The sequence below is a fragment of the Lacinutrix venerupis genome (assembly GCF_001971745.1).
In the GTDB taxonomy this organism is placed as follows: Bacteria; Bacteroidota; Bacteroidia; order Flavobacteriales; family Flavobacteriaceae; genus Lacinutrix; species Lacinutrix venerupis.
Window position 1 is genome coordinate 1,673,584 of the sequence record NZ_CP019352.1, and the last position, 25,362, is coordinate 1,698,945.

The window sequence follows — 25,362 nt, forward strand, 5'->3', positions numbered from 1 at the left end:
ACTAATTATATACTTTAAAAATATTAAGCATTAAGTTTTATAAACTCACGTTTAGAGAGGCGTTTCATATAAATAAATATAGCAAGAGATAACATTCCAAAAACAGTAAATCCTAGAAATAATGGTAGTGCTGTATTGGTAACAAAACTTCCAATAAAATTAGCTATTGGTACAGCCATTATTGTAGAAACAAAACCAGTTATTGCAGCACCAATACCAGCTATATGTCCAATTGGCTCCATAGTTATTGCTCTAATATTTCCAAAAATAAAACCAATAGTAAAAAACTGTATGGCCATGAAAACAAGTAAAACTTCTAACGAAGGATTATTAGTATTCCAAAATAATAAAACATAAATTAAAGCATTAAAACTAAATACGCATATGGCAATAAAAGATAATCGCCACATCCCTAATTTCATAACCAAATTACCATTTAAAAAAGTGGCTAAGCCAACACCTGTGGCTAAACCAGCAAATATGTATGGGAATTCGTCTATTAGCCCATATTGATTTTCAAAAATTACTTGAGAAGCACTTAAGTATACTATAAATGCGCCAGAAATAAAACCAGAAACAATAGTAAAACCTATAGATATTTTATGCTTTAAAAGTTCTTTTAAGCCATCTATAAATACAAGTTTATTAAATTTTATTTTATGCTCCGGTTTTAAGGTTTCTGGTTGTTTTTTCCAAAACCAAAAACCAACTAAAATGGCAATTACTAATTGCACATAAAAAATTCCAGTCCAATTATAATGATTTAAAATAAATTTGCCCATAAGTGGTGCTACAACAGGAACAAGAATAAATATAGTTGTAATAAAAGACATTATTTTTGCCATAAAATCGCCTTTATATGTATCTCTAATTATTGTAATAGCAATTGTTCTTGGTGCAGCTAAACCAATACCTTGTAAAACTCTACCAATTATCATAAGTTCCATGGATGGAGATACAACACAAATTAAACTAGCGATAACAAAAATTGAAAAACCAATGTAAACAATAGGCTTTCTTCCAAAACTATCAGATAGTGGTCCAAAAACAAGTTGCCCAAAACCTAGTCCTAAAAATATCATGGTAATTAATTGTTTACCATCATTTGCATCTACACTATTAATGTCTGAAGTAATTGTAGAAATTGCAGGCAATATAGCATCAATAGCTAAGGCAACTATAGCCATTAAAGAAGCCATTAAAGCAACAAAACTTAGTTTTACAGGTTGGTTTTCTTTCATCGTGCAAAAGTACGCCAAATATTAACTATTTTTACTCGGAAAAGAGTTAATACTAATATAAATTATAAATGCTTACAGATAGCTTAATTAAACTTTATAAAAGAGAATTAAATAAATTAAAAGATGAAATAAATCTTTATAAAAATGAAACTAATTTATGGTTAACAACAGAAATGACTCCCAATTGCGCCGGTAATTTATGTTTGCATATTGTAGGAAATCTTAATCATTTTATTGGAGCAGAATTAGGAAACACTGGCTATGTGAGACAGCGTGAATTAGAATTCTCTCTAAAAGATGTTTCAAAAAAAGATTTATGTTTTAAAATAGACGAGGTTGTTTTAGTGATTGAAAATACTTTAAAACAATTAACAGAAGACGATTTAAACAAAGAGTATAAGCGTCGTGTTTTTGAAGATACAATGACGGTTGAGTTTTTTGTTATTCATTTACTGGCACATTTAACTTATCACTTAGGACAAATTAATTATCATAGGCGTTTATTAGAGTAGTATCTTTGTAAAAAAGATAAAATGCAACATTTTAAAGACACTACAAATAATAAAACAAAACCCAAAGTAACCTTAAAACAAGCATTTGTAACTATAATTTGGCCAAGAAGAAAACTAGTTTTTTTAGGTTTAATATTAATAGTTATAAAAAGTCTATCTGGTTTGATTTTGCCATGGCAAAGTAAAGTTTTATTAGATGAGGTTGTACCAAGTGGAGATACAGGCAAATTATGGATATTAATAGCTATTGTTATTGCAGCAATAACAATACAAGCTGTAACTTCATTTTTACTAACTAAAGTATTAAGTATTCAGGCACAATATTTAATAAGCGAATTACGAGCGCAAGTGCAAAAGAAAGTTCTGTCTTTACCAATAAGTTTTTTCGACAATACAAAATCAGGCGCATTAGTTTCGCGAATAATGACAGATGTTGAAGGCGTAAGAAACCTTATTGGTACTGGTTTAGTACAATTAGTAGGTGGTACATTTACAGCAATTATTTCTCTAATTCTTTTAATAAGAATTAATCCGTGGATGACACTTTTTGTATTTGTTCCATTATCAATCTTTGGAATTATAGCATTAAAAGCCTTTAAATATATAAGACCAATATTTAGAGCAAGAGGAAAAATTAATGCAGAAGTTACCGGTAGATTAACAGAAACTTTAGCAGGAGTGCGTGTTATTAAGGCTTTTAATGCCGAAGAGCAAGAAAATACCGCTTTTGAAAAAGGTGTAGATAGGCTCTACCAAAATGTAAAAAAGAGTTTAACGGCAACTGCTTTAATGACGAGTTCTTCAACCTTTTTAATAGGTCTGGCAACTACAGGAATAATGGGAATTGGTGGTTATTATATGATTATTGGAGAAATGTCTACTGGAGATTTTTTATTTTTCACTTTACTTTTAGGATTTATGATTGCGCCAATAATACAAATGAGTAATATTGGAAGTCAATTAACCGAAGCATTAGCAGGTTTAGATAGAACCGAAGAACTAATGAATATGTCTGCTGAAGAAGATGACGAAAACCGAACCATAACACTTCAAAATTTTAAAGGTGAAATAGAGTTTAATAATGTGTCTTTTGAATACGAAGAAAATAAAACCATATTACATAACATTAATTTTAAAGCCGCTTCAGGTTCTGTAATAGCATTAGTAGGTAGTTCTGGTTCTGGAAAATCGACTATTGCTGGTTTATCGGCAACATTTTTAAATCCTAAAAGCGGACAAATTACTATTGATGGAGAAGATTTATCTAAAGTAAAATTAAATAGTTTTAGACAACATTTAGGTGTGGTTTTACAAGACGAATTTTTGTTTGAAGGAACCATTCGAGAAAACATTATGTTTCCAAGACCCGATGCTACAGAGGAGCAACTAAAAGCAGCAGTACAAGCGGCATATGTAAATGAATTTACAGATCGTTTTGAAGATGGTTTAGAAACCTTAATTGGTGAAAGAGGAGTGAAGCTATCTGGAGGACAAAGGCAACGTATAGCTATTGCTAGAGCTATTTTAGCCAATCCTAAAATTATTATTTTAGACGAAGCAACTTCTAATTTAGATACAGAGAGTGAAGCTTTAATTCAAAAAAGTTTAGCACAGTTAACTAAAAACAGAACTACAATTGTAATTGCACATCGTTTAAGTACTATTCGTAAAGCAGACCAGATTTTAGTTATTGAAGCTGGTAAAATTGCAGAGCGTGGCAACCACGACGATTTAATTGCAAAAAAAGGTCGTTACTTCGATTTATATACATATCAAGCTAAAATATAGAATACAATTAGGCTTAACATTAGCTTTATATTGATTACTTTTTATTTAAAGATTTTTAAAGTATTGGTAACCTAAAGCATTGGTAAAAATTGTGACTTTACTGCAAAAAACAATGGAGTTACTTTTTATTGCATTTGGTGCATTATTTTCAATCATGAATCCTTTAGGAACAGTACCTGTTTTTGTAGCATTAACACAAGAGCACACAAAAAAAGAGCGTGCAATTACTGCATTTTGGACAGCAATAGACGTGCTTATAATATTGTTGTTATCCTTTTTTGCAGGCAAGTATATTTTATCCTTTTTTGGTATAAGTTTAAATGCTTTAAAAATAGCAGGAGGTATGATTATTGCTTCTTCTGGTTTTGCGTTGCTTACTGGTAAGTTTAGAGAACATAAAGGTATGAAACGAAAGAAGGTTCAAGAAGATATACATAATCGTGAAGCTATTAGTTTAACACCTCTAGCTATACCAATGCTGGCAGGACCTGGAACAATATCGTTATTAATTACTTATAATCAAGAATTTAATTTAATTAAAGACATTTGCATTATTGTTGGCGCTATGTTAATGGCAGCATTAACTATTTATCTTGTTTTAAAAAGCGCACATCTTATTGTTCGGTTTTTAGGAGCCTCAGGAATTAATGCTTTATCAAGAATTATTGGTTTTATAGTTATTGCAATAGGAGTAGAGTATATTATTGCTTCTGTAATGTCTATTTTTTCACTTTAATATTTATTGGTAATTAAAATCTCTTAAAATTAGCATTTTGTTTACTGAATTAGAAAAACTTTTTTCTAGTGTTATGCAGTTACCAACAGTATCTTTTTTAAGGCATTTATAGGAGATTTTATTTAATTTTTCTCCATCTTTATTTGTAACTAAAATAGTTTCTAAATTATTAGTTTTAGTATTGTAATAATATTTTTTTGTAGAAAAATCTGAGAAATTATCTACTGTTTTATCTATTGTACCATTTTTGTTATAGTGTACAATAATTTCATTTTCTTTATACTGCTTTTGGGTGTAACAACTAATGCGTTCTCGTTGGTTTGGTTTCCAACGTGTTTTGCAATAGTGAGCTTCTTTTTCCGGAAATGATTTTTTATTAAAAAATAGTTTCTTTTCTACGGTTTCAATAATATTATTGTTTGCATCTGCTGTTTCAGCATATTTAATGCGTCCATTATTGGTTAGTTGTATTATCGTTTTTTCAACTAATTGTTTATTATTGTTTTTAATAATATATTTCGATTCTGTAAGGTTGGAAATAGTACCTTTTAACTGCTTTTTATTTACATATTTTTTAGTAGCACAAGATTGCACTAAAACTAATAATAGTAAATATTTTAAAATTCTAAACAAAATTATAACCTTAAATCAAGCAAAATAAAGATACAAAATTATTCTTCTTCTATATTAAAATAAGAGATTTCTTGGTGTTTTTTAATGGCTTTTCGAGATAAAATAAGTGCAATAAATAACGATATAAAGGCACCAACCCAAATACCAGGTATAAAATCTATAAATAAGAAAAAATCGTAGGCACCGTGAAATAAAATAGCTAAACAAAGTCCTGTTAGGTTTAATATTATTCTATTGCTAGAAAATTTTGCTTTACCCATAAAGTAACCCATTAAGATGGCAAAAGTAGCGTGTGCTGGAATAGCGGTGAAGGCTCTTAATAAAGCTGTAGACGGTCCGCTTTCCATAACGTAAAAAATGTTTTCGGTTGCAGCAAAACCCATAGAAACCATTACAGCATATACAATACCATCAAAAGGTTCGTTAAAAGCTTTGTGTCTTTGTGCAAAAAGTAAAACAATGAGATATTTGCTTAATTCTTCAGAAAAACCAACAACAAAAAAAGCTTGTACAAATTGCTGCCAAACGCTTAAACTGTTTGTTAATGGTAAAGCTAAATCAAAAACACCATACAAAATTGTAGTAATTATTATACTAACAATTGCACCAAGTAAAAAAGAAATTAAAAGTAAGCGCTTAGGTTCTTTTTCGTATTTATCTTTTAAATAGATATATAAAATAACTATAGCTACTGGAGCAAGCGCATAAACAATTAATTCCATAAAGCGAATTTAGAAAAATTAAGTTATTCTTTTTAATATAGCTTCAACTACTTTGTAATAATAAGATGCATTACTGGCTATAAAATGATTATTTGTTGTTGAGTTGTTTAATAAGTTATTAAACTCTTTAATACTTACTAGTTTTAAATCTTCAACTTCTTCTGCTTGAGGTTTTAATTTGGATGCATCAACTTTTAATTCTGCAATATATGTATGGTGAAATTCATTATCAATAATTCCATTGGGATAAGATTGAAAACATTCAAAAACACCAATTTTTTCTAATTCAGATTCAGAAATAATTAGTCCAATTTCTTCTAGAATCTCTCTAATAGCTCCATGCTCTAATGTTTCTCCAGCATCTACATGTCCAGCAACACTTACATCCCAAAGTAAAGGACAAATTACTTTTGTAGCCGCGCGTTGTGCTAATAATATTTCTCCTCCTTTAGTATAAAACCAAATATGTACAGTATTGTGGTAATGGCCTTTGCTATGAACTTCGCTTTTTGATGCTGTTTTGTTAGTTGGTTGTCCAGATTTGGTTACAATATCTAATATTTCTTTTTTCATTGCTATAAAAAAACGTAGCAACCTATTGATGGTTTTATTCAAAAGATTGCTACGTTACTATAATATTAGTAAAAATGTGATTTTAAATTTTATTTAAAATATGAAAACGTTTCTCCATCTTCAATTTTTAATAATGTTTCATAAATTAATTTAATTACATTTTCTACATCATCTTTATGTACTGTTTCTACCGTTGTATGCATATAACGTAATGGTAAAGAAATTAAAGCAGAAGCAACACCGCCATTGCTATAAGCAAAAGCATCTGTGTCTGTTCCAGTAGCACGAGAGCAGGCTGCACGTTGAAAAGGTATATTTTTTTCCTCGGCAGTATCTGTAATTAAATCTCTTAGTTTTTGTTGTACAGCAGGTGCATAAGCAATAACTGGTCCTTTACCGTTTTCAACTTCACCTTGTACCTTTTGATCTATCATTGGAGTAGTGGTATCATGCGTTACATCTGTTACTATTGCAACATTAGGTTTTATTCTATCTGTAATCATTTGTGCACCACGAAGTCCAATTTCTTCTTGTACGGCATTGGTAATATAAAGACCAAATGGTAACTCTTTTTTATTCTCTTTTAATAAACGAGCCACTTCAGCTATCATAAAACCACCCATTCTATTATCTAAAGCACGACAAACAAAGTTATTTTTATTTAATATATGAAACTCGTCTGGATATGTAATTACGCAACCGATATGTACTCCAAGAGCTTCAACTTCTTCTTTAGTAGTACAACCACAATCTATAAATATATTATTAGGTTTTGGAGCTTCTTCTTTTGCTTTATTTCTTGTGTGTATTGCAGGCCACCCAAAAACACCTTTTACAATGCCTTTTTTAGTATGGATGTTTACAACTTTACTTGGTGCTATTTGGTGATCGCTACCTCCATTTCTAACAACAGAAATAAGACCTTTTTCACTAATATAATTTACATACCAAGATATTTCGTCTGCATGTCCTTCTATTACAACTTTATATTTTACATCAGGATTTATAACACCTACAGCAGTCCCGTATGTATCTGTAATAAATTCATCTACATAAGGTTTTAGATAATCCATCCATATTTTTTGGCCATCCCATTCGTAACCAGTAGGTGAAGCGTTGTTTAAATATTTTTCTAAAAAGTCCATAGACTTTTTGTTAAGTATACTTTTTTTTGCCATTATTTTTAATTTTTTACTAAAATAACAATATTCATATTTAATTGGTAGTTAACAAGAGTATAATTATTAATTTTACACCAAAATTTTGGAACGGTTTTGGCAGCTAGCGTTTGTATGAAATATTTATTACCACTTTTATTAATTTTTCCTATACTTATTTTTGGTCAAAATCTTGAGACAGAACAAGATTCTACACAGGTTGAATATATTATTATTGAAGGTGACTCTATTCCTCGAGAAGCTATAGATCTTGAAGAAGTAAAGCTTTTACATAGATTAAAATTTGATAGTAAAGAAAATAGAATACGTTATTATATTTTAAGAAGAAAAACCATTAAAGTATATCCTTATGCTAAATTGGCAGCAGAGCGTTTAACCTCTTTAAACGAGCGTTTAGAAACTTTAGACTCTAGACGTAAGAAAAAACAATATGCTAAAAAAGTACAAAAGTATATTGAAAGTGAGTTTTCTGCCGAATTAAAGAAAATGACTAGAACCGAAGGACAAATTTTAATAAAATTAATTCATAGGCAAACAGGTAAAACAACATTTACTTTAATAAAAGAATTAAGAAATGGTTGGCGTGCATTTTGGTTTAATAATACTGCTGGATTATTTAATATTTCTTTAAAAAGAGAATTCGATCCAATACATGTTAAAGAAGATTATTTAATTGAAGACATCTTGCAACGTATGTTTCAACAAGGCGTTCTAGAAGAACAAAAACCTGCTGTAGAGTTCGATTTTTATGAATTAAGTAATAAGTGGTTAAACAATGGTAAAGTTATAACTGAAACCAAATAAAAATACAACTCTAAATGCGAATACAATCGCCACGCGAAGAACTTTGGAATACTGTAACTCATGGCATAGGAGCAATTTTAGGTATTTTAGGTTTAGTTTTACTTATAATAAAAGATACCGAAAAATCTACTTATAGTTTATTAAGTGCCATTATTTATGGCGTATCTATAATTGTACTTTTTTCTGCCTCTACAGCTTACCATTATATTAAAGATGAAAAGCGAAAACATACATTTAGAATTTTAGACCACATAAGTATTTATTTACTTATTGCAGGAACCTATACACCTGTATTACTTATTACATTAGAAAAAAGTCTTGGTTGGACTTTATTTGCAGTAATTTGGGGAATTGCAGCTTTTGGAGTGGTTTTAAAGCTTTTTTTTACTGGAAGATTTGAAACCTTTTCCACACTTCTATATTTGGTTATGGGTTGGTTAATTGTATTCGATTTTTCTAGTCTTTCTAGCTTAATGGATAGTAATGGAATATTTTTATTAGGAGCAGGTGGTTTTGCATATACAGCAGGTATAATTTTTTATATCGTTGAAAAGATTCCTTACAATCATGTAATATGGCATTTCTTTGTTTTGGCTGGTGCAATATGTCATTTTTTAATGGTCTATTGGTTTGTTGTTTAGCACTTTACTTGTTTTGTTTTATTGAGTTATTCTTAGTTTTTCTTTATATAAAAACGTTATTAATAATTTAACGTTTAAATATTGGTGATTTGTTAAATTTTACTATATTTAAATTGTTTAAATTTTAAAATAGATTATCATGAAAAATTACGTTTTATTAGCTTTTTTATTCAGTTTTCTTACCAACTTAATGTTTTCTCAAACTACTAAATTAAATACAGAAATAGGAGATGTTTTTGTAATTGGAGATGTAAAAAACAACAATTATAAATCTATAGATTTTCCAAGAGCAAATTTTATAATAAAAAAAGGAGGTCTTGTTAATTATGATGATTTAAAAGGTGAAAAAGTTGAAATAACTTCGATTAAAGAAGCAAAAGATGGTAGTGTAATAGCTACAATAATGTTAGCTTCTAAAAAGAAATTTTTTAATAGCCATAAATACGTTAAAGTTAATATTAATGAAGCTTTAAACAATAAAGAGCTATTAAGGATATAATTTATTGTTTTTGATTAAATACAATCTTTATTGTTTAACAATAAAGATTGTGTTATTCTATATAAGTTTTAAAATTTACTTCTAATGGATAAAAGTAATAATTATGGAGCTTTAAAAGTTATTTGTTAAGGTAATAGAATGTTATAATTTATGCTTTTAAAAAATCTTCATATTCATAAAAAAACGATTCAAAAGCACTCATTTTTTCATTAAAAAAAAGCATAACTTCCTGCCAGGTATTTTTATTATGAATTGAAACTTTATAACCTAAAGGCACATAAATTCTAGAGATTTCTTTTCCATTATCTAAAAAATATTCTTCTTCAAAAATAGCATCTGGTAAAAAATCTGTTAACAATATACTCTTAAGTTGATTTAGTTTTTCCCAATGATTGATACGATTTTCTAGATCATCTTCAAGATCTAAACTTACGTGAGCACTTTTATTATCGAAATAAAATTTAAAACTAAAACCTTTTATTTTTGTATTATATAGTATCCATTTTTTAGGAAAAGATTTCCCAAAACTAGTCCAGAATAATTGTTTTAATTGTCTTGATTCTTCTTTAGAAAACACTTCTATAGGTTTATGGTTAATTTATTGTTTTAAATAAAATATGCCATAATAATAGCACTTATTATGGTAACAAGTTTAGTTACATTAAATTTATGATCTTCGTTACTTTCAAACAAAATAGTTGTAGAAATATGCAAAAATATACCAATAACAATAGCCGAAACTTGTGTGTAATATGTTTGGAAAAATGTAAAATTAGCTGCTAAAATTACACCTAAAGGTGTCATTAAAGCAAATAAAATTAAAAAAGCTAACGATTTACTTTTTGGCATTTTTGATGCTAAAAAGAAAGTAGATAAAATAATTGCTACAGGTAATTTATGTATAATAATACCATAAATTAAATTAGTATGTCCTTCTATAGGTAAACCTTCTAAAACACTGTGTATACTTAAACTTATAAATAATAACCAAGGAAAAGCCTTTGTGTTTTTATTAATATGTACATGTCCATGTTCTGCACCTTTAGAGAAAAATTCTAAAATAATTTGGAGCAAAATACCAATCATTATAAATAAACCAACGTTTTTATAATCGCCAATATATACTTCTGGTAAGAAATGAAATACAGTTATAGAAAGTAAAAAAGCACCACTAAAAGCAAGTAGTAATTTTAAATGCTTTGGTTGCTTTGGTTTTAGTGCAAAAACAATAATAAAACCTAAAACCACAGATATTATGGGAAGTAAAATGTTTAAAAGCATTTTAGTAAAATTTATATTATATATAATAATTAAAAAACCTAAATGGTTTTATTTAAAAATAAGAATTAAACGTTCGGACGTTTTTTTATGGTATTTGTTTAATTTATAGTCACCAAAAACATCAAGTAAATATACACCAGCTTTTTCAAAAAGTGCTTCGAAGTCTGCTAATATTAAAGCGCGAACACGTTCTTGAAATTCATATTTTTGTCCTTCACTTGTAAAAGAAATATCTTTAACAATATAGCCGTTTTCTACATGCCTTTTTTGATGAAAGTCGATGCCTTCAACCGTTTTAATATCTTCTTCAACTAAATTTTCAATAATATATTCACTATTTAAAAAATCTATAACACCAAAACCATATTCATTTAAATTACTTTTAATGGCTTTAATGGTATTTAAGTTGTCTTCTTCATTTTCAAAATATCCAAAACTTGTAAAGAGATTAAAAACGGCATCAAATTGTTCGTGATATGGCTTACACATATCATGAACATCAAAATGTAATGTGTCGTTTTCAAATTGTTTTGCGTGTGCTATACTGTTCTCAGATAAATCTACTCCGGTAACATTAAAACCCATCTTGTTTAAGTATATAGCATGTCTGCCTTTACCGCAAGCTAGGTCAAGAATTTTTCCGTCTTCAGGAATATTTAAATAATTAGTTAGATTAAACATAAAGTTTTCGGCCTCAGCATAATCTCTATCTTTATATAAAATATGGTAGAAAGGTGTGTTAAACCACGAAGCATACCAAGTTTTGTCGTCTTTTATCATACACATTTTCCATATAAAATGGAATCTGATTTTAGTTTATTATTAGAAAGCACAAAAATAGAGTATTTTTGCGTTGTATTAGACGAAAATAATGGAAGATAATTACAAAATGGTAGCCAAAACCTTATTTGGTTTTGAAGAGATATTAGCAAAAGAGCTTACGCAGCTAGGAGCAATAAATGTAAAACAAGGTGTCCGAAACGTTAGTTTTGAGGGAGATAAAGGTTTTATGTACAAAGCTAATTTAGGTTTAAGAACGGCAATTAAAATTTTAAAACCTATAAAAACCTTTCGCGTTAGTAGTGAAAAAGATTTATATACTAATGTGTATAGGATGAATTGGGATAAACACATGAAATCTTCTGGTACACTAGCTGTTAATGCTACAGTGCATTCTAAGGTGTTTACACATTCTCAATATGCTGCTTTAAAGGTAAAAGATGCTATTGTAGATAAATTTCGCGATCAAACCGGAGAACGTCCAAATGTAGATTTACGTTTCCCAGATTTAAAAATTAATGTGCATATAGACCGTTCGGTTTGTACTATTTCTTTAGATACGTCAGGAGAATCTTTACATAGACGTGGTTATAAAACGGCCACAAATATTGCGCCAATTAACGAGGTTTTAGCAGCAGGTTTAATTATGCTTTCTGGTTGGGATGGACAAACAGATTTTATGGATCCAATGTGTGGTAGTGGTACTATTTTAGCAGAAGCCGCAATGATTGCATGTAATATTCCACCAAATTTAATGCGTAAAGAATTTGCTTTTGAGCGTTGGAATGATTGGGATGTTGAATTGTTTGAAAAAATTGAAGAATCTTTATTAAAGAAAACTAGAGATTTTCATCATAAAATATTAGGTTACGATAAGTCTCCAAGTGCTGTTGCAAAGGCAAAAGATAATATTAAAAATGCTCATTTAGATGAGTTTATTACTATAAAGCACGAAGATTTTTTTAAAACTCAAAAAGCTGGAGAAGCTAAATTGCATATGGTTTTTAATCCGCCATATGGAGAGCGTTTAGATATAGAAATGGAAAGTTTTTATAAAAACATTGGAGATACACTAAAACAAGGTTACCCAAATACAAACGCATGGTTTATAACATCTAATTTAGAGGCTATAAAACATGTAGGCTTACGTCCTTCTCGTAAAATAAAATTAATGAATGCGAAATTAGAATCTCGTTTAGTTAAATACGAAATGTATGCTGGAAGTAAAAAAGGTAAGTATATGGATAATTAAAATGTTGTGATAAAAGATATTAAAGCAAACCTAAAATCTATTTTACAATTAACTCTTGTTATGAGTTTTCCGTTATTGGTGCTTGTAATTTTTGGTTTTTTTTTAATAAATGATTTTACTCTCTTTTTTAGAGAGGTTGGTGCAATAGTTCTAATTACAGCAATATTTACAGGTGTTATTTTACTAATAAATTCGTTTAAAATAAAGAAGATATCGCTCTTTATTTTTCAGTTTGTATTAGCACTTTTAGTTGCTATAAAAGCTTTTTTTTATTTTACTTTTGGTACAAAACCTAGTGCTTCAGCAATTTTTATAATTTTTGAAACTAACGCTAAAGAAGTATCAGAGTTTTTTTCTAGCTATTTTAATATTTCTATTCTTTTACTAATAACTTTATGTTTTTTAGTTTTTATTTTTCTTATTATTAATTTGTTTTATAAACCAAAATTCTTTCAGTTTTTACGTTTTCATAAAACTTCTTCTATATTTAAAATTACTCTAATATTATTGATGTTATTTAGTGGTTATGTACTTAATCGTTCGTTTTCAGAACAAAGTATAATACTTAAATTATCGCATTCTATAAAAGAATATAATATTGCAAAAAACTATTATAAAGAGCATTTAGCTAAGCCAAATAATAATGCTATTAATATTATTTCTAAAGACGAAGAACCTCAAGTAGGTATCGTTATTATTGGTGAGTCTACATCAAAATGGCATATGCAACTTTATGGGTATAATAGAGAAACCAATCCTGAACTTTCTAAATTAAAAGATGAATTTTATCTATTTAATAATGTTATAGCTCCAGATGTTATGACAATTATGTCGCTTGAAAAAGTACTAACATTATCAGATTATAACAATCCAAAAATTGATAATAATTTTTCTGTAGTACAATTAGCAAACGCTGCTGCTTTCGAAACTCATTGGATATCAAACCAACAACCTGTTGGTTTTACAGAGAGTACACCAACCATAATAGCTACAGCTGCACAATATAAAACGTTTTTAGCTTCAGATAGTTATATGTATACAATTTATGATGAAGCATTAATTCCAGAAATTAAAAAGGCATTAAAAACTAAAAGTAAGCGTAAGTTAATTTTTGTGCATTTAATTGGTACGCATAGAATATATAAAAATCGTTATCCAGAAGCAAAAGGATATAATTACTTTAAAGGTATTAATGAGCGAACAATGTTTAAAAACGAATACTCTAAAGCAAAAGTAAACGAATACGATAATGCGGTAAGATATAACGACTTTATTGTAAGCGAAATTATTAAACTTACAAAGGCAGAAAATAAAAATAGTTTTGTTGTGTATTTTTCAGATCATGGAGACGATGTTTTCGATACTCAAGATTTTGTAGGGCATCATAGACATAAAGGATCTAAACCAATGTTTGATATTCCTTTTTTATCTTGGTTTTCTAAAGACTATCTTGAAAAAAATAAAAGAATAGATACTTTAAATAATTATGTAAACAGAAAGTATAATGCCGAAGATTTTATTTACAGTTTTTCAGATTTAATTAATGTTAATTTTAAAGGTTTCGACGAAACTAGAAGTATTTTTAGTCCTAAGTTTAAAGCACGTAAAAGAGTTATTAAAAAAGATTTAAATTACGATACTTGGCAATAAGCAAAAACATAATTAGCATATTAAAACTAGGCGCTATATATCTGTGTCCTGTTTTGTTTTTTCTAGTATATGCGTTGTTTTTAATACCTAATACTATCGATTATTTTAAAGAGCTACTGGCTTTTACTTTGTTTTCTTTAATCTTTTATGCTTTAAGTTTATTATTAAAAAATAGGTTAAGGCAAATTTTTACTATAATAGCTCTTGCTATTTTATTTGCTTTGCTAATAATAAAATTAAGTTTTTACAGTCATTATGGTGTAAAAATTAATGCTTCTGCATTATTTGTAATTTTAGAAACCAATGGAGTAGAGGCTTCAGAGTTTTTTGTAAATTATTTTAATAAAACTGTAATAGTATTATTAATCGCAGGAATTATTGGGTTTACTATATCGGTTTATCTTTTTAAAGCTTTTTTAAATTGTAATTTTGAGATGAGTGTAATATTTAAAATACTAAGTGTTTTTTATATTATTGGTTCATTACTTGTTATAAATTTTAAATTTTCACATGAAAATATCATTTTATCAAGTGTAAAAACTTTTAAAGACTATAAGATTACAAAATCTAATTTAAAAGAAAATTTAGCTAAGCCTTTAAGTAATAATATTGTAGTAAAACCTATTGGTGATAAAGAGAAAACTTATGTTGTAATTATTGGCGAATCTACTTCTAGATGGCATATGCAATTATACGGCTATGCAAGAGAAACAAATCCGAAGCTTACAGAAATTAAAAACGAACTCCTTATCTTTAATAATGTTATAGCATCTAATGTGCATACGTTAAGAGCGTTAGAGAAATCGTTAACATTGTCAGACTTTAAATCACCTAACAGGATTGATAATGCTTCTATTGTACAAATGGCAAATGCTGCCGGTTTTGAAACATTTTGGATATCAAACCAAAAACCAGTTGGTTTTTACGAAAGTATTCCTACAATAATTAGTAGTGCAGCCAAACACAAAACGTATGTAAATACTCAAGAATCTAGCGATGTTGTTTTAGATGAAAATTTATTGCCACATATTAATAAAGCTCTAAATAATACAGCAAAACAGAAACTTATATTTATTCATTTAATGGGTACACATTCTACTTATAATAAGCGCTACCCAAAAGATTTTGATGTTTTTAAAGAAGCAACAAACGAAAATTTAAAAGCTAAAAAAGTTATTAATGAATACGATAACGCTATACTTTACAATGATTTTGTTGTGAGAGAAATAATAGAATCTGTTAAAAGTAAAAACCAAAATAGTTATGTTGTTTATTTTTCAGATCATGGAGATGAAGTTTATGATACTTTTGATTTTGTGGGTCATAACGAATTTCATGGTACCAAACCTATGTACGAAGTGCCTTTTATAGTTTGGTTCTCTAAACAGTATAAACAGAGCTTTCCAGAGTTATTTAGTTTAGAAAACATAACAAATAGACCATATATTTTAGAAGATTTTATACATAGTTTTTCAGATATAAGTAAAATAACTTTTAATAGATTTAACGAAGAAAAAAGTATATTTAATTCTAACTTTAAAGAAAAAAAACGATTAATAAAAAAAGGAGAAGATTATGACAAAAGGTAAAAAAGTATTATTTGTTATAGTATTTCTTTTTGTATTAGCCTTTTTGTATAGATATAGTCCAAGACGTATAGAATTTTTAGGGCATTATAATAAAGTTTTTGCACATAGAGTAAACAGTATAGAAAAGCAAAAGCAAGCATTACAATATTTTAATGGTATTGAGTTTGATTTAGTTTATTTTGAAGATAAAAATGTTTTAGATGTAAACCATCCGCCAGCAAAATCTATAGGTTTAACTTTTGAAGAGTATTTGGCACAAATAGATTCTGCTAGTTATCCTTTTTTATGGTTAGATATTAAAAAATTAAACACAACAAATGAAGATGCAATTTTATTAAAATTAAATACACTTTTTGAGGCTAGAAATTATCCTAAAAATAAAATTTTAATAGAAACTCGTTCTCCCGAAGCGCTTCCAAAATTTACAACAGCAGGTTATAAAACAAGTTATTATTTAAAGCCTAAACTTTATCAAAAAAAAGGTAAAGAATTAGAGCAGGAGATTACATTTATAGACTCGGTTTTGGTATCGCAACCAAATATTGGAATATCTTCAAGCTATGTAGATTATAGCATAATGAAAGCTCATTTTCCTAATAAAACCAAATATATTTGGGCATTATCATCACCTTACAGAATTAAAGATTTTAGTCCAATTCTAGAAGATGAAAATGTGGCAATTGTATTATCTAGCTTTAGGAGTTTTTATGGAAATCGTTAAATAATTTAAACCATAAAAATTAATTTCCTTTTTTAAAAATAGGAATAAAATAAGAAATGGTATAGCCGTAGCCAACTCCAAAATTTCCACTGTCGTAAGTTTTATTAAATCCAGGAATGTATAAGTTTTCAAAATTTTCTGGATTTTTTTCAGAGAATTTTCCTTTTAATTGGGCATTAATGCCAATAAATAAGTTGTTTACAATTTCTGCTTTAATCCCAATAATAAGCTCTACCCAAGCAGAAGATAAATTATTAAACTCTTTACTTTCCGTATTAGTAAATTGAGGTTCCCAAAACTGATTTTGATTATAAACGGTATAACTATTTCTTGTTTGAGAAAAAGTACTAAAACCAGCTCTAAATCCACTATAAATCATATTACTCATGCCTAACCAGTTAGTGTACATATTGTAATCTACTCCTGCTTTAATATAACTTCCATTAGCTGTTGCACTTAAAAAATCTGTAGTTGTAGTTTTTTCTTCAGTACCTAACTCTGCAGCAAGAAACAATCTTTTTGTTAATCTAAAATCTCCGTTTATTTCAAAACCAGAGTATTCTTTATCAGCAGCTGTTCTAATTAATTTTCCAATGTCTGTACCAATTCTAATACCATATTTTTGAATATACTGTATAGAATCTATAGGTGTTGTAATTTCTTCTTGTGCGTTAGAAAATAAGCAAAAACACAGTAAGAAAGAACTAATGACGTATTGTATAGTGTATTTCATCTTCGTTTATTACAGTTTGGTTTTCGTTTTCTGGTTCGGCAAACTGCATCCAGTTTTCTTCACCAGGTTCTGGATCTTCAATTGTTAATACTACATTTTTGTATATTGTTTTGTAACTACAAGCACGCGAAACATAAATTTCTTCTGTTTCGTAAGTTATAGTAATAACATCTGCATTTCCTTCAATTTCATCATTAACAATAGAATAATCTCTATAAACACGGTATTTAGTCTCTGTAGTGTTTGTTTTTAAAGGTAATAACATTTGGCTTGCCGTAACCGCGTTGTAACCTTCTAAAACGCGCTCGGAATCATCAAAATCTTCAACACGTAATAGTGCAACGTTTTTTGCATTATCTGTGAGTGTATTATCTCTAAACTCTACAAATAATTTTGGAGTAGTAGGAGTATCTTCTGGGCAAAGATCGTCTCTTTCACAACTAAAAATTAAAGATAGAAAGAGTAGAAGTATGGTTGTTATTTTTTTCATTTATGCTGAATTTGTTTCAGTCCTTTTTATGTTATAATACTAGTATTTAGCGTTTCTCTAAAAGTACAATATTTTCTACATGGTGTGTTTGCGGAAACATATCTACAGCTTGTGTTTTTGTAACTTTATATATGGCATCCATGAGTTCTAAATCTCTAGCTTGTGTTGCGCTATTGCAACTTACATAAACTACTTTGCTTGGCGCAATGTTTAATATTTGTTTAACAACGTCTTTATGCATACCATCTCTTGGAGGATCTGTAATAATAACATCTGGTTGTCCGTGTGTAGCTATAAATTGTTCGTTAAATACATTTTTCATATCACCTACAAAAAACTCAACGTTTTTAATACCATTAAATTGTGCATTTTCTTTTGCAGCAGTAATAGCATCTGGTACAGCTTCTACACCAACAACTTTTTTAGCTTGTTTTGCAACAAACTGTGCAATTGTTCCTGTTCCGGTATATAAATCGTAAACTAATTCATCTCCATTTAATCCTGCAAATTCACGAGTAAGTTTGTATAACTCGAAGGCTTGGGCAGAATTTGTTTGGTAAAAAGATTTGGCATTAATTTTAAACTTTAAACCTTCCATTTCTTCAAAAATATGGTCTTCACCTTTGTAGCAAATAACTTCTTGATCGTAAATTGTATCATTAGCTTTACCATTAATTACATACTGTAAAGAGGTTATTTGCGGAAATTTTTCTGCTACAAAATTTAATAACAATTCACGTTTTTGCTTATCGTCTTTAAAAAACTGAATTAAAACCATAATATCTCCAGTAGAAGATGTTCTAATCATTAAAGTTCTTAATAATCCCGTTTGATTTCTTGTATTAAAAAACTCTAAATCATTTTCTATAGCAAATGATTTAATGCTATTTCTTATGTCATTAGATGGGTCTGCTTGTAGGTGACACTTATTAAGGTCTAAAATTTTATCCCACATTCCTGGAATATGAAAACCTAAAGCATTTCTATCTCCAAGATTTTTATCACTTTGTATTTCTTCTAAAGTTAACCATCTGCTATCACTAAAAGAAAACTCCATTTTATTTCTATAAAAATATTGCTCTGCCGAAGCTTTTATAGGTGTAACCTCTGGCAATTCAATATGTCCAATTCTAGTTAAGTTATTGGTTACTTCTTTTTGTTTGTAAAACAATTGATGCTCATAGGCCATATCTTGCCATTTGCACCCACCACAAACACCAAAATGTTCACATTCTGGTTTTGTTCTTTTTTCGCTTAATTTATGAAAAACGGTAGCTTTCCCTTCATAATAAGCTTTACGCTTTTTAAAAGTTTGCACGTCTACAACATCTCCAGGCACCGCATTAGGTAAAAAAATTACTTTTCCGTCTGGTGCTTTTGCAACAGTTTTTCCTTTTGCTGCAGCATCTATAACTTCAACATTTGTGAAAACTTTCTTTCTATTTTTACTTCTTCCCATAGTTGCAAAAGTAGTTTGTTTTTTTGCATGATAAAAATTTTAATTAGCACTTTATATTTAGTAATTTGCAAGCCTTAGGGATGATTTCTTTCCCACGCTGAATTTTCGACACTTCGAAAGGAAAAAGGTAGATAAGGAATGGCTTTTTTATTCACTAATAAACATTATTAAAATGGCTGTTTTAGAACATTTAACATCGCAAGAAGCGATAGATTTAGAAAACAAATACGGAGCACACAATTACCATCCGTTACCAGTAGTATTAAGTAAAGGCGAAGGCGTTCATGTTTGGGACGTAGAAGGAAAAAAGTATTACGATTTCCTGTCGGCTTATTCTGCTGTAAATCAAGGACACTGTCACCCAAAAATTGTTGGAGCAATGACGAGTCAAGCACAAACACTTACATTAACTTCTCGTGCTTTTTATAACGATATGTTAGGAAAGTTTGAAAAGTATGCAAGCGAAACATTTAATTACGATAAGTTGCTACCAATGAATACTGGTGCAGAAGCTGTAGAAACTGCTTTAAAACTTTGTAGAAAATGGGCTTATGAAGTAAAAGGAATAGAGGAAAATGAAGCTGAAATAATTGTATGTGAAAATAATTTTCATGGTAGAACAACTACAATTATCTCTTTTTCTAACGATCCTGTAGCGCGTAAAAACTTTGGTCCTTATACAAAAGGATTTATTAAAATTGAATACGATAATTTACAAGCACTAGAAGAAGCTTTAAATAGTAATAAAAATGTAGCAGGTTTTCTAGTAGAACCAATACAAGGTGAAGCAGGTGTTTATGTACCAAGCGAAGGTTATTTAACTGCAGCTAAAGCTTTATGCGAAAAACATAACGTTTTATTTATAGCAGACGAAGTACAAACTGGTATTGCAAGAACAGGAAAAATGTTAGCTATAGATCATGAGAATGTAAAGGCAGATATTTTAATTCTTGGTAAAGCTTTATCTGGTGGTGCTTATCCAGTATCTGCAGTTTTAGCTAATAACGCTATTATGAATGTTATTAAACCAGGTAACCACGGTAGTACTTTTGGAGGAAATCCTGTAGCTGCGGCTGTTGGTATGGCTGCTTTACAAGTTATAAAAGACGAAAATTTAGCCGAAAACGCTCAAAACTTAGGAGAGATATTTAGAGCAGAAATGGCTAAGTTTATTGAAACTTCAAATATTGTTAATAAAGTTAGAGGTAAAGGTTTATTAAACGCTATACTAATTAATGATACTGAAGATAGTGATACTGCTTGGAATATTTGTTTAGCATTAAGAGACAATGGACTATTAGCAAAGCCTACTCATGGAAACATTATACGTTTTGCGCCACCATTAGTAATGACTAAAGAGCAATTATTAGATTGTGTATCTATAATTACTAAAACATTAAAACAATTTGAAAAATAATAGTTTTAAATAATATTTTATAAAAAAGCAATCTCATTTTGAGGTTGCTTTTTTTATGGAGCTAAAATTGTAAAAGGATAAACCGGTATATTTCTTAGTACCCAATAAAGTATTATAATAATAAGAATTGCTTTTAAAACTTTCGGTTTGTTAAGTAAACTGTTGTACTTTTTTCTATAAACTTTTTCAAGAGTAAATAAAGCAACTTTATAAATTAAAACAATAATTAATAAAATTAAAAGAAAATTATGTTTTAAGCCTGCTATAAAATTTCCTTGCAAAACATCATGTAATGCACGCTGACTTCCACATCCAGGGCAATGTAATCCCGTAGTTTTGTAAAATATACATTTAGGAAAAAAAGCACTATGAGATGGATTATATAAAAAATATAGTGCTAATAGTCCAGAAACTATTAGCACTATAATTATAATAAATAGTATTGTTTGTTTTCTTTTTTTAAGCATCTAGTGCGCCTGCAGCTGCAAAAACAACCATAAATAATATATATATTATCACTACTATAAAACCAGAAGATATACCTGCAATGCCCCAATTTTTTGCTTTTTTAGATGATGATTCTGCAAGTGCATAATCTCCAGCATTATATGCAGAGTCTACTTTAGTAGAATATACAATGCTCACTATACCTAATGGCATGCAACACGCAACTGTACATAAAATAGCTAATACTAAGTGGTTGCTAGGTCTTGGAGGAGGCATATGCTCGCTGTAATTTTTTTGGTTTTGTAGTCTTTGGTCCATAAATTAATTTGTTTTTGGTAATGTAAAATTAACAATAATTACAAAAACATAAGCAAAAAAAAAAAAGCGGCTATTAAATTAGCTGCTTTTTTTTTGTTTTAGTGTAAGTTATTATTTATTAGTAATTACAATTTTTTTACTCAATTTATTATTGTTTTCTAATGTTATAGTTGCAATATAAACACCATCACTTAAATTTTTAGTAGAAAATTCATAACGGTTATTATTACTTAAGATTGTTTTCTTAAACATTTGTTTTCCTGTAATATCTACTAAAGAAACAGAATCTATTGATAAAGATTCTGGATTAGCAACAACTAATTGAGAAATAGTATTGTTTTGAAATACAGAAAAACTATAATCTTCAAATTCATTAGTTGTAAGTGTTTCTTCACTTTTAAACGTAATTTCAAAACGGTCTGAATAAGTTCCAGAATCTAAATTTGTATTAAAATCTAACACTGTTAAATCGTAATAAATACCAGTTACTTTATCGTGTAAATAAATAGATTCATCATTAAAATTCTGAACATCATAAATTCGTACTCTTAAAGGCATGTCTTGATCTATAGTGACTACTAACGGTATTGTTAAATCTATATCATAAGCGTGAGCTTGAGTAACATAAGGTGTTGTGCCATCAATAAAATAAGAGTCTCTTGGGTTTGGTGACTTATTAGGTGACTCTAAACCATAATCAAAACCATTTGTTGCACTAGGTGTAAAATTATGTAATAACTGTCTTGTTACTTCATTATTAAAATCTACATTTAACCTAAAACGTCTAATATCTGTACTTGCCGGTAATTGTTGGAAACCATCAGCGTTATATTGAATTTCTTGAGAATTGTTAGTTAAGTTTTGATTAAGATTAGAAGATGAATTAGAATTATTAGCTCTAAAAAATTGACTATCAATACTAGATTCTTTTTCATAATGACGATGAGAATTCTTAAAAACAACTTGTTGTGTTCCGGTTATACCTGTAGCTCCTTCAATGTTGAAACCTTGTCCTATAGGTATGTATCGTCTAACAGATTTAGAAGCATTTGTACCCGTTCCAGAAGGAGATCCATTAACAGGAAATCCATCTGCTCCTAAAGTCTCGAAAGTTGCAGCTAGATAAGACTCTATATAAGCACCAGTACCAGAATTTGCAGTAGGATCATAAGTAATGGTATAACTAGCATAACCACCAATATAATCTGTTAAGTAATGAGAGTTTACAGTTGGATCTTGTTCCCAAAAATATAACGTTCCAGTCATATTTGAATTATCTACATCATGTATAAAAGCATAAGCATCTAATGCAGAAGGATATGGGTTTCCAACTAAAGTTGTTTGTTCTGCAGCTACATCAACAAAAATATCACCATTATTAGGTTTTCCTGCAAAATCGTAAAGTTGTGGACCAGAGGTAGAGCCTTTCATTGTAAATCCATAACCAGCAGGTATACTTGTGCCATCTCCAATATAGTCCCACTCACTATAATCGGTTCCAGGACTATAAGCATATAACCAATAGTTAGAAATTACAAGAGGAGAAGATGTACCATCGTAAGATGTTCCTATTATCGCTGGTGTATTTGTTGTAAGTGATAAAGTATCATTTAAAACATTGTAAACACTAAACTCTGCATTAATGTTATTATCTGAACTTGGAGCTCCAACTGGCGATCCCCAATAATTATAAGCATAGTTATTTACAGTGCCTTCTTGGTAAACACTTAGTTTTCCTAGTCCAGAATTTCCAGTAGAACCAGATCCTTGTATAAGTTGTGCCTCGTCTCTAAGATAAAATCTAGAATCTGTTCCTGTGGTACCATCATCTAAGTTTATATCATCTTCAACAAAAACAAGAGCGTCTTTTGCAAAAATGTAGGCATCGTTTTTAACACTTAATTGTGCAAAACAATAAGTGGTTAAAAAACATAAAATAAAGGTGTTAAAGTAGGTTTTCATAATAGTAAAATTAAAGCAGTTTTTATTTAGATTGGGTATACAAATATAATTAAAAAATCTTACTTAGTTAATTAAAAACTATTATGTTAGACAAAAAATAGCTTTTCTATACCTTAATAATTAACTTTTTTCTCAATCTAAAATATTTATCTTTACCATCTATATTAAAAAAATGAAGTATAAAAATTTAATAAGCTACTTGTTAATTGTTATTGGAGGAAGTATTGCTATTTATGCTAATGCAAATAAAAAACAGAGTGTTTTCCTTTTAATTATTGGTATTATAGCTTTAATGTATGGTTTATTTAGATTAAACTCCTCACTTACAAGTAAGCCTCCAAAAGATGACTACAAAATAAATGATAGAGAAGAATGAGTTTTAAAATTGGAGATTATGTATATGTATTAGATGAAGCAATTTCTGGTGAAATTATTAAAATAAATAATTCTGAAATTACTATTGAAGATCAAGATGGTTTTGAAATGTCCTTTACCGCTAACGAAATTGTAAAAAAGGAAGGCGATTCTCTTAAAAAATCTGCATTTAGTACTAAGAGTATTAATCAAGTACTTAATGAAAAAGAATCTAACAAAAAAAGAACTCAGCCTAGAGTAAAACCCAAAGAACGCTTTCAACCTACAATGGAAGTAGATTTACATATTCATCAACTTGTAAAGTCTGAAAAACATTTAACAAGCCACGATAAAAAGCTAATTCAGCTTGACACAGCAAAGCATAAATTAGAATTTGCTATGCAAAAGAAAATACAGAAAATTGTATTTATTCACGGTGTTGGAGAAGGAACTCTAAAACTAGAATTAGAATATTTATTTAAGCGTTATAATAACTTAAAATTTTATGATGCCGATTATAAAAAATATGGGCAAGGTGCAACAGAGGTTTATATTTATCAAAATGTTAAACCATTTGATTAAGTAATTTAAAAAGTAGGTGTAACCACTCTAGAACTTGTTTGGGTTAACGTTCCAAAATCCACAAACTCTTGTGTTAATATAGGTAAAGTAACATTATATACAGAAAGTTCTAAAACAAAAGTTTGAGATATTGTGTTAGATCTGTAAGTTGTAGTTTGTGCATCATTTTCAAAAACAAACTCATTTAAATAATCTGGACCAACATTAGGATCTGTAATATCATCTGCAGGATTTAAGTTTGGAGTAATAAATCCTTCTTCATCAATAGTTAAAACAGAATCACCATCATCATTATTATCAAGATAGTTTGCTATACCATCGCCATCTGTATCTCTAACCGCAGCAAGTTCAATTTCAGAAGTTATAATTTGTCCTTCAATTTCAATACTAGTTAAAACATTATCACCATCATCATCTGCATCTAAATAATCTGGTATACCATCGTTATCTGTATCTGTTGGATTAGTTGCAGGATTATTGTCACCATCAGTATTTTCATCTTCTAAATCTGCAGGAATTCCATCATTATCATCTTCAGTTAAAACTACATTAAAAATAGCTAAACCATCGTTAGAAACATAATCATTTACAATTGTTACATCAGAAGGTGGAATATCGCTACAAAATATATTTTCAGTAATTTCAGTACTATACGTTCTGTAATTAAACGAATAAGTACTTGTAATAGTAAACTCTATTTCATCGTTTGCTAATTCTACTAATAATGGATTATCCGGATCAGGATCTGTATCTATAAGAGCTTCAATAGTTGTGTTTAATCTTAAAGAAAGAGATTCTGATGGATCCGATTTTATTTTATAGCACACTAAGTCTCCGCAAGTATCAAAAGTATCGTCAAACTCTAAGGATACAGAAATAACATCACCATCATCACAACTTGTAAAAAGAAAAGCTAAAGCTAAAAAAGAAAAAATAATTCTCATATTATAGTAGATTATGCAACAAAAATAATAGAATTGAGTAAATGATAACGTAGCTT

The 25,362-nt window shown here is 28.9% G+C and carries 28 protein-coding genes; 13 read left to right on the plus strand and 15 right to left on the minus strand.

The genetic code is table 11. The features are described from left to right. Positions 1–23: 23 nt before the first annotated feature. Positions 24–1,241: a multidrug effflux MFS transporter gene (locus BWR22_RS07475; RefSeq protein ID WP_076733065.1), complete on the minus strand. Its 1,218-nt coding sequence runs from the start codon at positions 1,239–1,241 to the stop codon at positions 24–26. A gap of 68 nt (positions 1,242–1,309) precedes the next feature. Here BWR22_RS07475 and BWR22_RS07480 point away from each other — a divergent pair, with 68 nt between their 5' ends. The 3 genes from BWR22_RS07480 to BWR22_RS07490 all read left to right on the plus strand — a co-directional run bounded on the left by BWR22_RS07480 (position 1,310) and on the right by BWR22_RS07490 (position 4,277). After that, the gene (locus BWR22_RS07480) at positions 1,310–1,753 is read left to right on the plus strand and encodes a DinB family protein (RefSeq protein WP_076733066.1); all 444 of its coding nucleotides are present in this window, start codon (positions 1,310–1,312) and stop codon (positions 1,751–1,753) included. Between the two features lie 21 nt (positions 1,754–1,774). After that, positions 1,775–3,541: an ABC transporter ATP-binding protein gene (locus tag BWR22_RS07485; protein ID WP_076733067.1), complete on the plus strand. Its 1,767-nt coding sequence runs from the start codon at positions 1,775–1,777 to the stop codon at positions 3,539–3,541. 112 nt (positions 3,542–3,653) lie between these two features. Next, positions 3,654–4,277 (plus strand): MarC family protein, encoded by a 624-nt coding sequence (locus tag BWR22_RS07490; protein ID WP_076733068.1) that lies wholly within the window; start codon positions 3,654–3,656, stop codon positions 4,275–4,277. A gap of 3 nt (positions 4,278–4,280) precedes the next feature. Here BWR22_RS07490 and BWR22_RS07495 read toward each other — a convergent pair whose 3' ends face one another. The 4 genes from BWR22_RS07495 to BWR22_RS07510 form a co-directional block, all read right to left on the minus strand. Continuing rightward, positions 4,281–4,910 carry a hypothetical protein gene (locus BWR22_RS07495; RefSeq protein ID WP_076733069.1) on the minus strand — a complete coding sequence of 210 codons (630 nt, stop codon included), beginning with the start codon at positions 4,908–4,910 and terminating at the stop codon, positions 4,281–4,283. 38 nt (positions 4,911–4,948) lie between these two features. Next, positions 4,949–5,632 carry a PrsW family intramembrane metalloprotease gene (locus BWR22_RS07500; RefSeq protein ID WP_076733070.1) on the minus strand — a complete coding sequence of 228 codons (684 nt, stop codon included), beginning with the start codon at positions 5,630–5,632 and terminating at the stop codon, positions 4,949–4,951. 18 nt (positions 5,633–5,650) lie between these two features. Next, positions 5,651–6,205, minus strand: a complete 555-nt coding sequence (locus BWR22_RS07505; RefSeq protein WP_076733071.1) for an NUDIX hydrolase — start codon at positions 6,203–6,205, stop codon at positions 5,651–5,653. 89 nt (positions 6,206–6,294) lie between these two features. Next, positions 6,295–7,383 carry a M42 family metallopeptidase gene (locus tag BWR22_RS07510; RefSeq protein WP_076733072.1) on the minus strand — a complete coding sequence of 363 codons (1,089 nt, stop codon included), beginning with the start codon at positions 7,381–7,383 and terminating at the stop codon, positions 6,295–6,297. Between the two features lie 114 nt (positions 7,384–7,497). Here BWR22_RS07510 and BWR22_RS07515 point away from each other — a divergent pair, with 114 nt between their 5' ends. The 3 genes from BWR22_RS07515 to BWR22_RS07525 all read left to right on the plus strand — a co-directional run bounded on the left by BWR22_RS07515 (position 7,498) and on the right by BWR22_RS07525 (position 9,327). Then, entirely contained in the window at positions 7,498–8,187 is a 690-nt protein-coding gene (locus tag BWR22_RS07515; RefSeq protein WP_076733073.1) for a DUF4294 domain-containing protein, read from the plus strand. A 14-nt stretch (positions 8,188–8,201) separates the two neighbouring features. Further along, complete coding sequence (gene trhA, locus BWR22_RS07520) at positions 8,202–8,828, plus strand: PAQR family membrane homeostasis protein TrhA (protein ID WP_076733074.1); 627 nt, start codon at positions 8,202–8,204, stop codon at positions 8,826–8,828. A 139-nt stretch (positions 8,829–8,967) separates the two neighbouring features. Continuing rightward, the gene (locus BWR22_RS07525; RefSeq protein WP_076733075.1) at positions 8,968–9,327 is read left to right on the plus strand and encodes a dihydroorotase; all 360 of its coding nucleotides are present in this window, start codon (positions 8,968–8,970) and stop codon (positions 9,325–9,327) included. A 148-nt stretch (positions 9,328–9,475) separates the two neighbouring features. On the opposite strand, the gene BWR22_RS07530 is transcribed toward BWR22_RS07525, so the two are convergent. Genes BWR22_RS07530 through BWR22_RS07540 form a run of 3 tightly spaced genes read right to left on the minus strand, consistent with a single transcriptional unit; the run spans position 9,476 to position 11,388 of the window. After that, positions 9,476–9,904 (minus strand): DUF4268 domain-containing protein, encoded by a 429-nt coding sequence (locus BWR22_RS07530; protein WP_076733076.1) that lies wholly within the window; start codon positions 9,902–9,904, stop codon positions 9,476–9,478. Positions 9,905–9,933: 29 nt separating this feature from the next. Then, complete coding sequence (locus BWR22_RS07535; RefSeq protein WP_076733077.1) at positions 9,934–10,608, minus strand: ZIP family metal transporter; 675 nt, start codon at positions 10,606–10,608, stop codon at positions 9,934–9,936. Between the two features lie 48 nt (positions 10,609–10,656). Then, the gene (locus tag BWR22_RS07540; protein ID WP_076733078.1) at positions 10,657–11,388 is read right to left on the minus strand and encodes a class I SAM-dependent methyltransferase; all 732 of its coding nucleotides are present in this window, start codon (positions 11,386–11,388) and stop codon (positions 10,657–10,659) included. Between the two features lie 91 nt (positions 11,389–11,479). Here BWR22_RS07540 and BWR22_RS07545 point away from each other — a divergent pair, with 91 nt between their 5' ends. Genes BWR22_RS07545 through BWR22_RS07560 form a run of 4 tightly spaced genes read left to right on the plus strand, consistent with a single transcriptional unit; the run spans position 11,480 to position 16,600 of the window. Beyond that, complete coding sequence (locus tag BWR22_RS07545; RefSeq protein ID WP_076733079.1) at positions 11,480–12,640, plus strand: THUMP domain-containing class I SAM-dependent RNA methyltransferase; 1,161 nt, start codon at positions 11,480–11,482, stop codon at positions 12,638–12,640. Between the two features lie 6 nt (positions 12,641–12,646). Continuing rightward, positions 12,647–14,290 (plus strand): sulfatase-like hydrolase/transferase, encoded by a 1,644-nt coding sequence (locus BWR22_RS07550; protein ID WP_156875584.1) that lies wholly within the window; start codon positions 12,647–12,649, stop codon positions 14,288–14,290. Continuing rightward, positions 14,281–15,879 carry a sulfatase-like hydrolase/transferase gene (locus BWR22_RS07555; RefSeq protein WP_156875585.1) on the plus strand — a complete coding sequence of 533 codons (1,599 nt, stop codon included), beginning with the start codon at positions 14,281–14,283 and terminating at the stop codon, positions 15,877–15,879. The genes BWR22_RS07550 and BWR22_RS07555 overlap by 10 nt, the downstream gene beginning before the upstream one ends. After that, positions 15,866–16,600, plus strand: a complete 735-nt coding sequence (locus BWR22_RS07560) for a PI-PLC domain-containing protein (protein WP_076733082.1) — start codon at positions 15,866–15,868, stop codon at positions 16,598–16,600. Before BWR22_RS07555 ends, BWR22_RS07560 begins: the two co-directional genes overlap by 14 nt. A gap of 19 nt (positions 16,601–16,619) precedes the next feature. Here BWR22_RS07560 and BWR22_RS07565 read toward each other — a convergent pair whose 3' ends face one another. The 3 genes from BWR22_RS07565 to rlmD are packed head-to-tail and all read right to left on the minus strand — an operon-like array spanning position 16,620 to position 19,282. Continuing rightward, complete coding sequence (locus BWR22_RS07565; protein ID WP_076733083.1) at positions 16,620–17,333, minus strand: DUF6048 family protein; 714 nt, start codon at positions 17,331–17,333, stop codon at positions 16,620–16,622. Next, complete coding sequence (locus BWR22_RS07570; RefSeq protein WP_076733084.1) at positions 17,305–17,823, minus strand: DUF6452 family protein; 519 nt, start codon at positions 17,821–17,823, stop codon at positions 17,305–17,307. The genes BWR22_RS07565 and BWR22_RS07570 overlap by 29 nt, the downstream gene beginning before the upstream one ends. A 46-nt stretch (positions 17,824–17,869) precedes the next feature. Continuing rightward, positions 17,870–19,282: a 23S rRNA (uracil(1939)-C(5))-methyltransferase RlmD gene (rlmD, locus tag BWR22_RS07575; protein WP_076733085.1), complete on the minus strand. Its 1,413-nt coding sequence runs from the start codon at positions 19,280–19,282 to the stop codon at positions 17,870–17,872. Positions 19,283–19,454: 172 nt separating this feature from the next. Here rlmD and rocD point away from each other — a divergent pair, with 172 nt between their 5' ends. Then, positions 19,455–20,699 (plus strand): ornithine--oxo-acid transaminase, encoded by a 1,245-nt coding sequence (rocD, locus tag BWR22_RS07580; protein ID WP_076733086.1) that lies wholly within the window; start codon positions 19,455–19,457, stop codon positions 20,697–20,699. Between the two features lie 53 nt (positions 20,700–20,752). On the opposite strand, the gene BWR22_RS14510 is transcribed toward rocD, so the two are convergent. The 3 genes from BWR22_RS14510 to BWR22_RS07595 form a co-directional block, all read right to left on the minus strand. After that, positions 20,753–21,166, minus strand: a complete 414-nt coding sequence (locus BWR22_RS14510) for a DUF2752 domain-containing protein (RefSeq protein ID WP_076733087.1) — start codon at positions 21,164–21,166, stop codon at positions 20,753–20,755. After that, on the minus strand, positions 21,159–21,464 hold the full coding sequence (locus tag BWR22_RS07590; protein WP_076733088.1) for a CD225/dispanin family protein: 306 nt from the start codon (positions 21,462–21,464) through the stop codon (positions 21,159–21,161). The genes BWR22_RS14510 and BWR22_RS07590 overlap by 8 nt, the downstream gene beginning before the upstream one ends. Before the next feature lie 111 nt (positions 21,465–21,575). After that, positions 21,576–23,426, minus strand: a complete 1,851-nt coding sequence (locus BWR22_RS07595) for a T9SS type A sorting domain-containing protein (RefSeq protein WP_076733089.1) — start codon at positions 23,424–23,426, stop codon at positions 21,576–21,578. A 172-nt stretch (positions 23,427–23,598) separates the two neighbouring features. Between BWR22_RS07595 and BWR22_RS07600 the strand changes: the two genes are divergently transcribed. Together BWR22_RS07600 and BWR22_RS07605 are read left to right on the plus strand one after the other, a co-directional pair. Further along, positions 23,599–23,802 carry a hypothetical protein gene (locus tag BWR22_RS07600; protein WP_076733090.1) on the plus strand — a complete coding sequence of 68 codons (204 nt, stop codon included), beginning with the start codon at positions 23,599–23,601 and terminating at the stop codon, positions 23,800–23,802. Then, positions 23,799–24,362: a Smr/MutS family protein gene (locus BWR22_RS07605; RefSeq protein ID WP_076733091.1), complete on the plus strand. Its 564-nt coding sequence runs from the start codon at positions 23,799–23,801 to the stop codon at positions 24,360–24,362. The genes BWR22_RS07600 and BWR22_RS07605 overlap by 4 nt, the downstream gene beginning before the upstream one ends. A 5-nt stretch (positions 24,363–24,367) precedes the next feature. Here BWR22_RS07605 and BWR22_RS07610 read toward each other — a convergent pair whose 3' ends face one another. Beyond that, positions 24,368–25,306 carry a hypothetical protein gene (locus BWR22_RS07610; RefSeq protein ID WP_076733092.1) on the minus strand — a complete coding sequence of 313 codons (939 nt, stop codon included), beginning with the start codon at positions 25,304–25,306 and terminating at the stop codon, positions 24,368–24,370. Between the last annotated feature and the right edge of the window lie 56 nt (positions 25,307–25,362).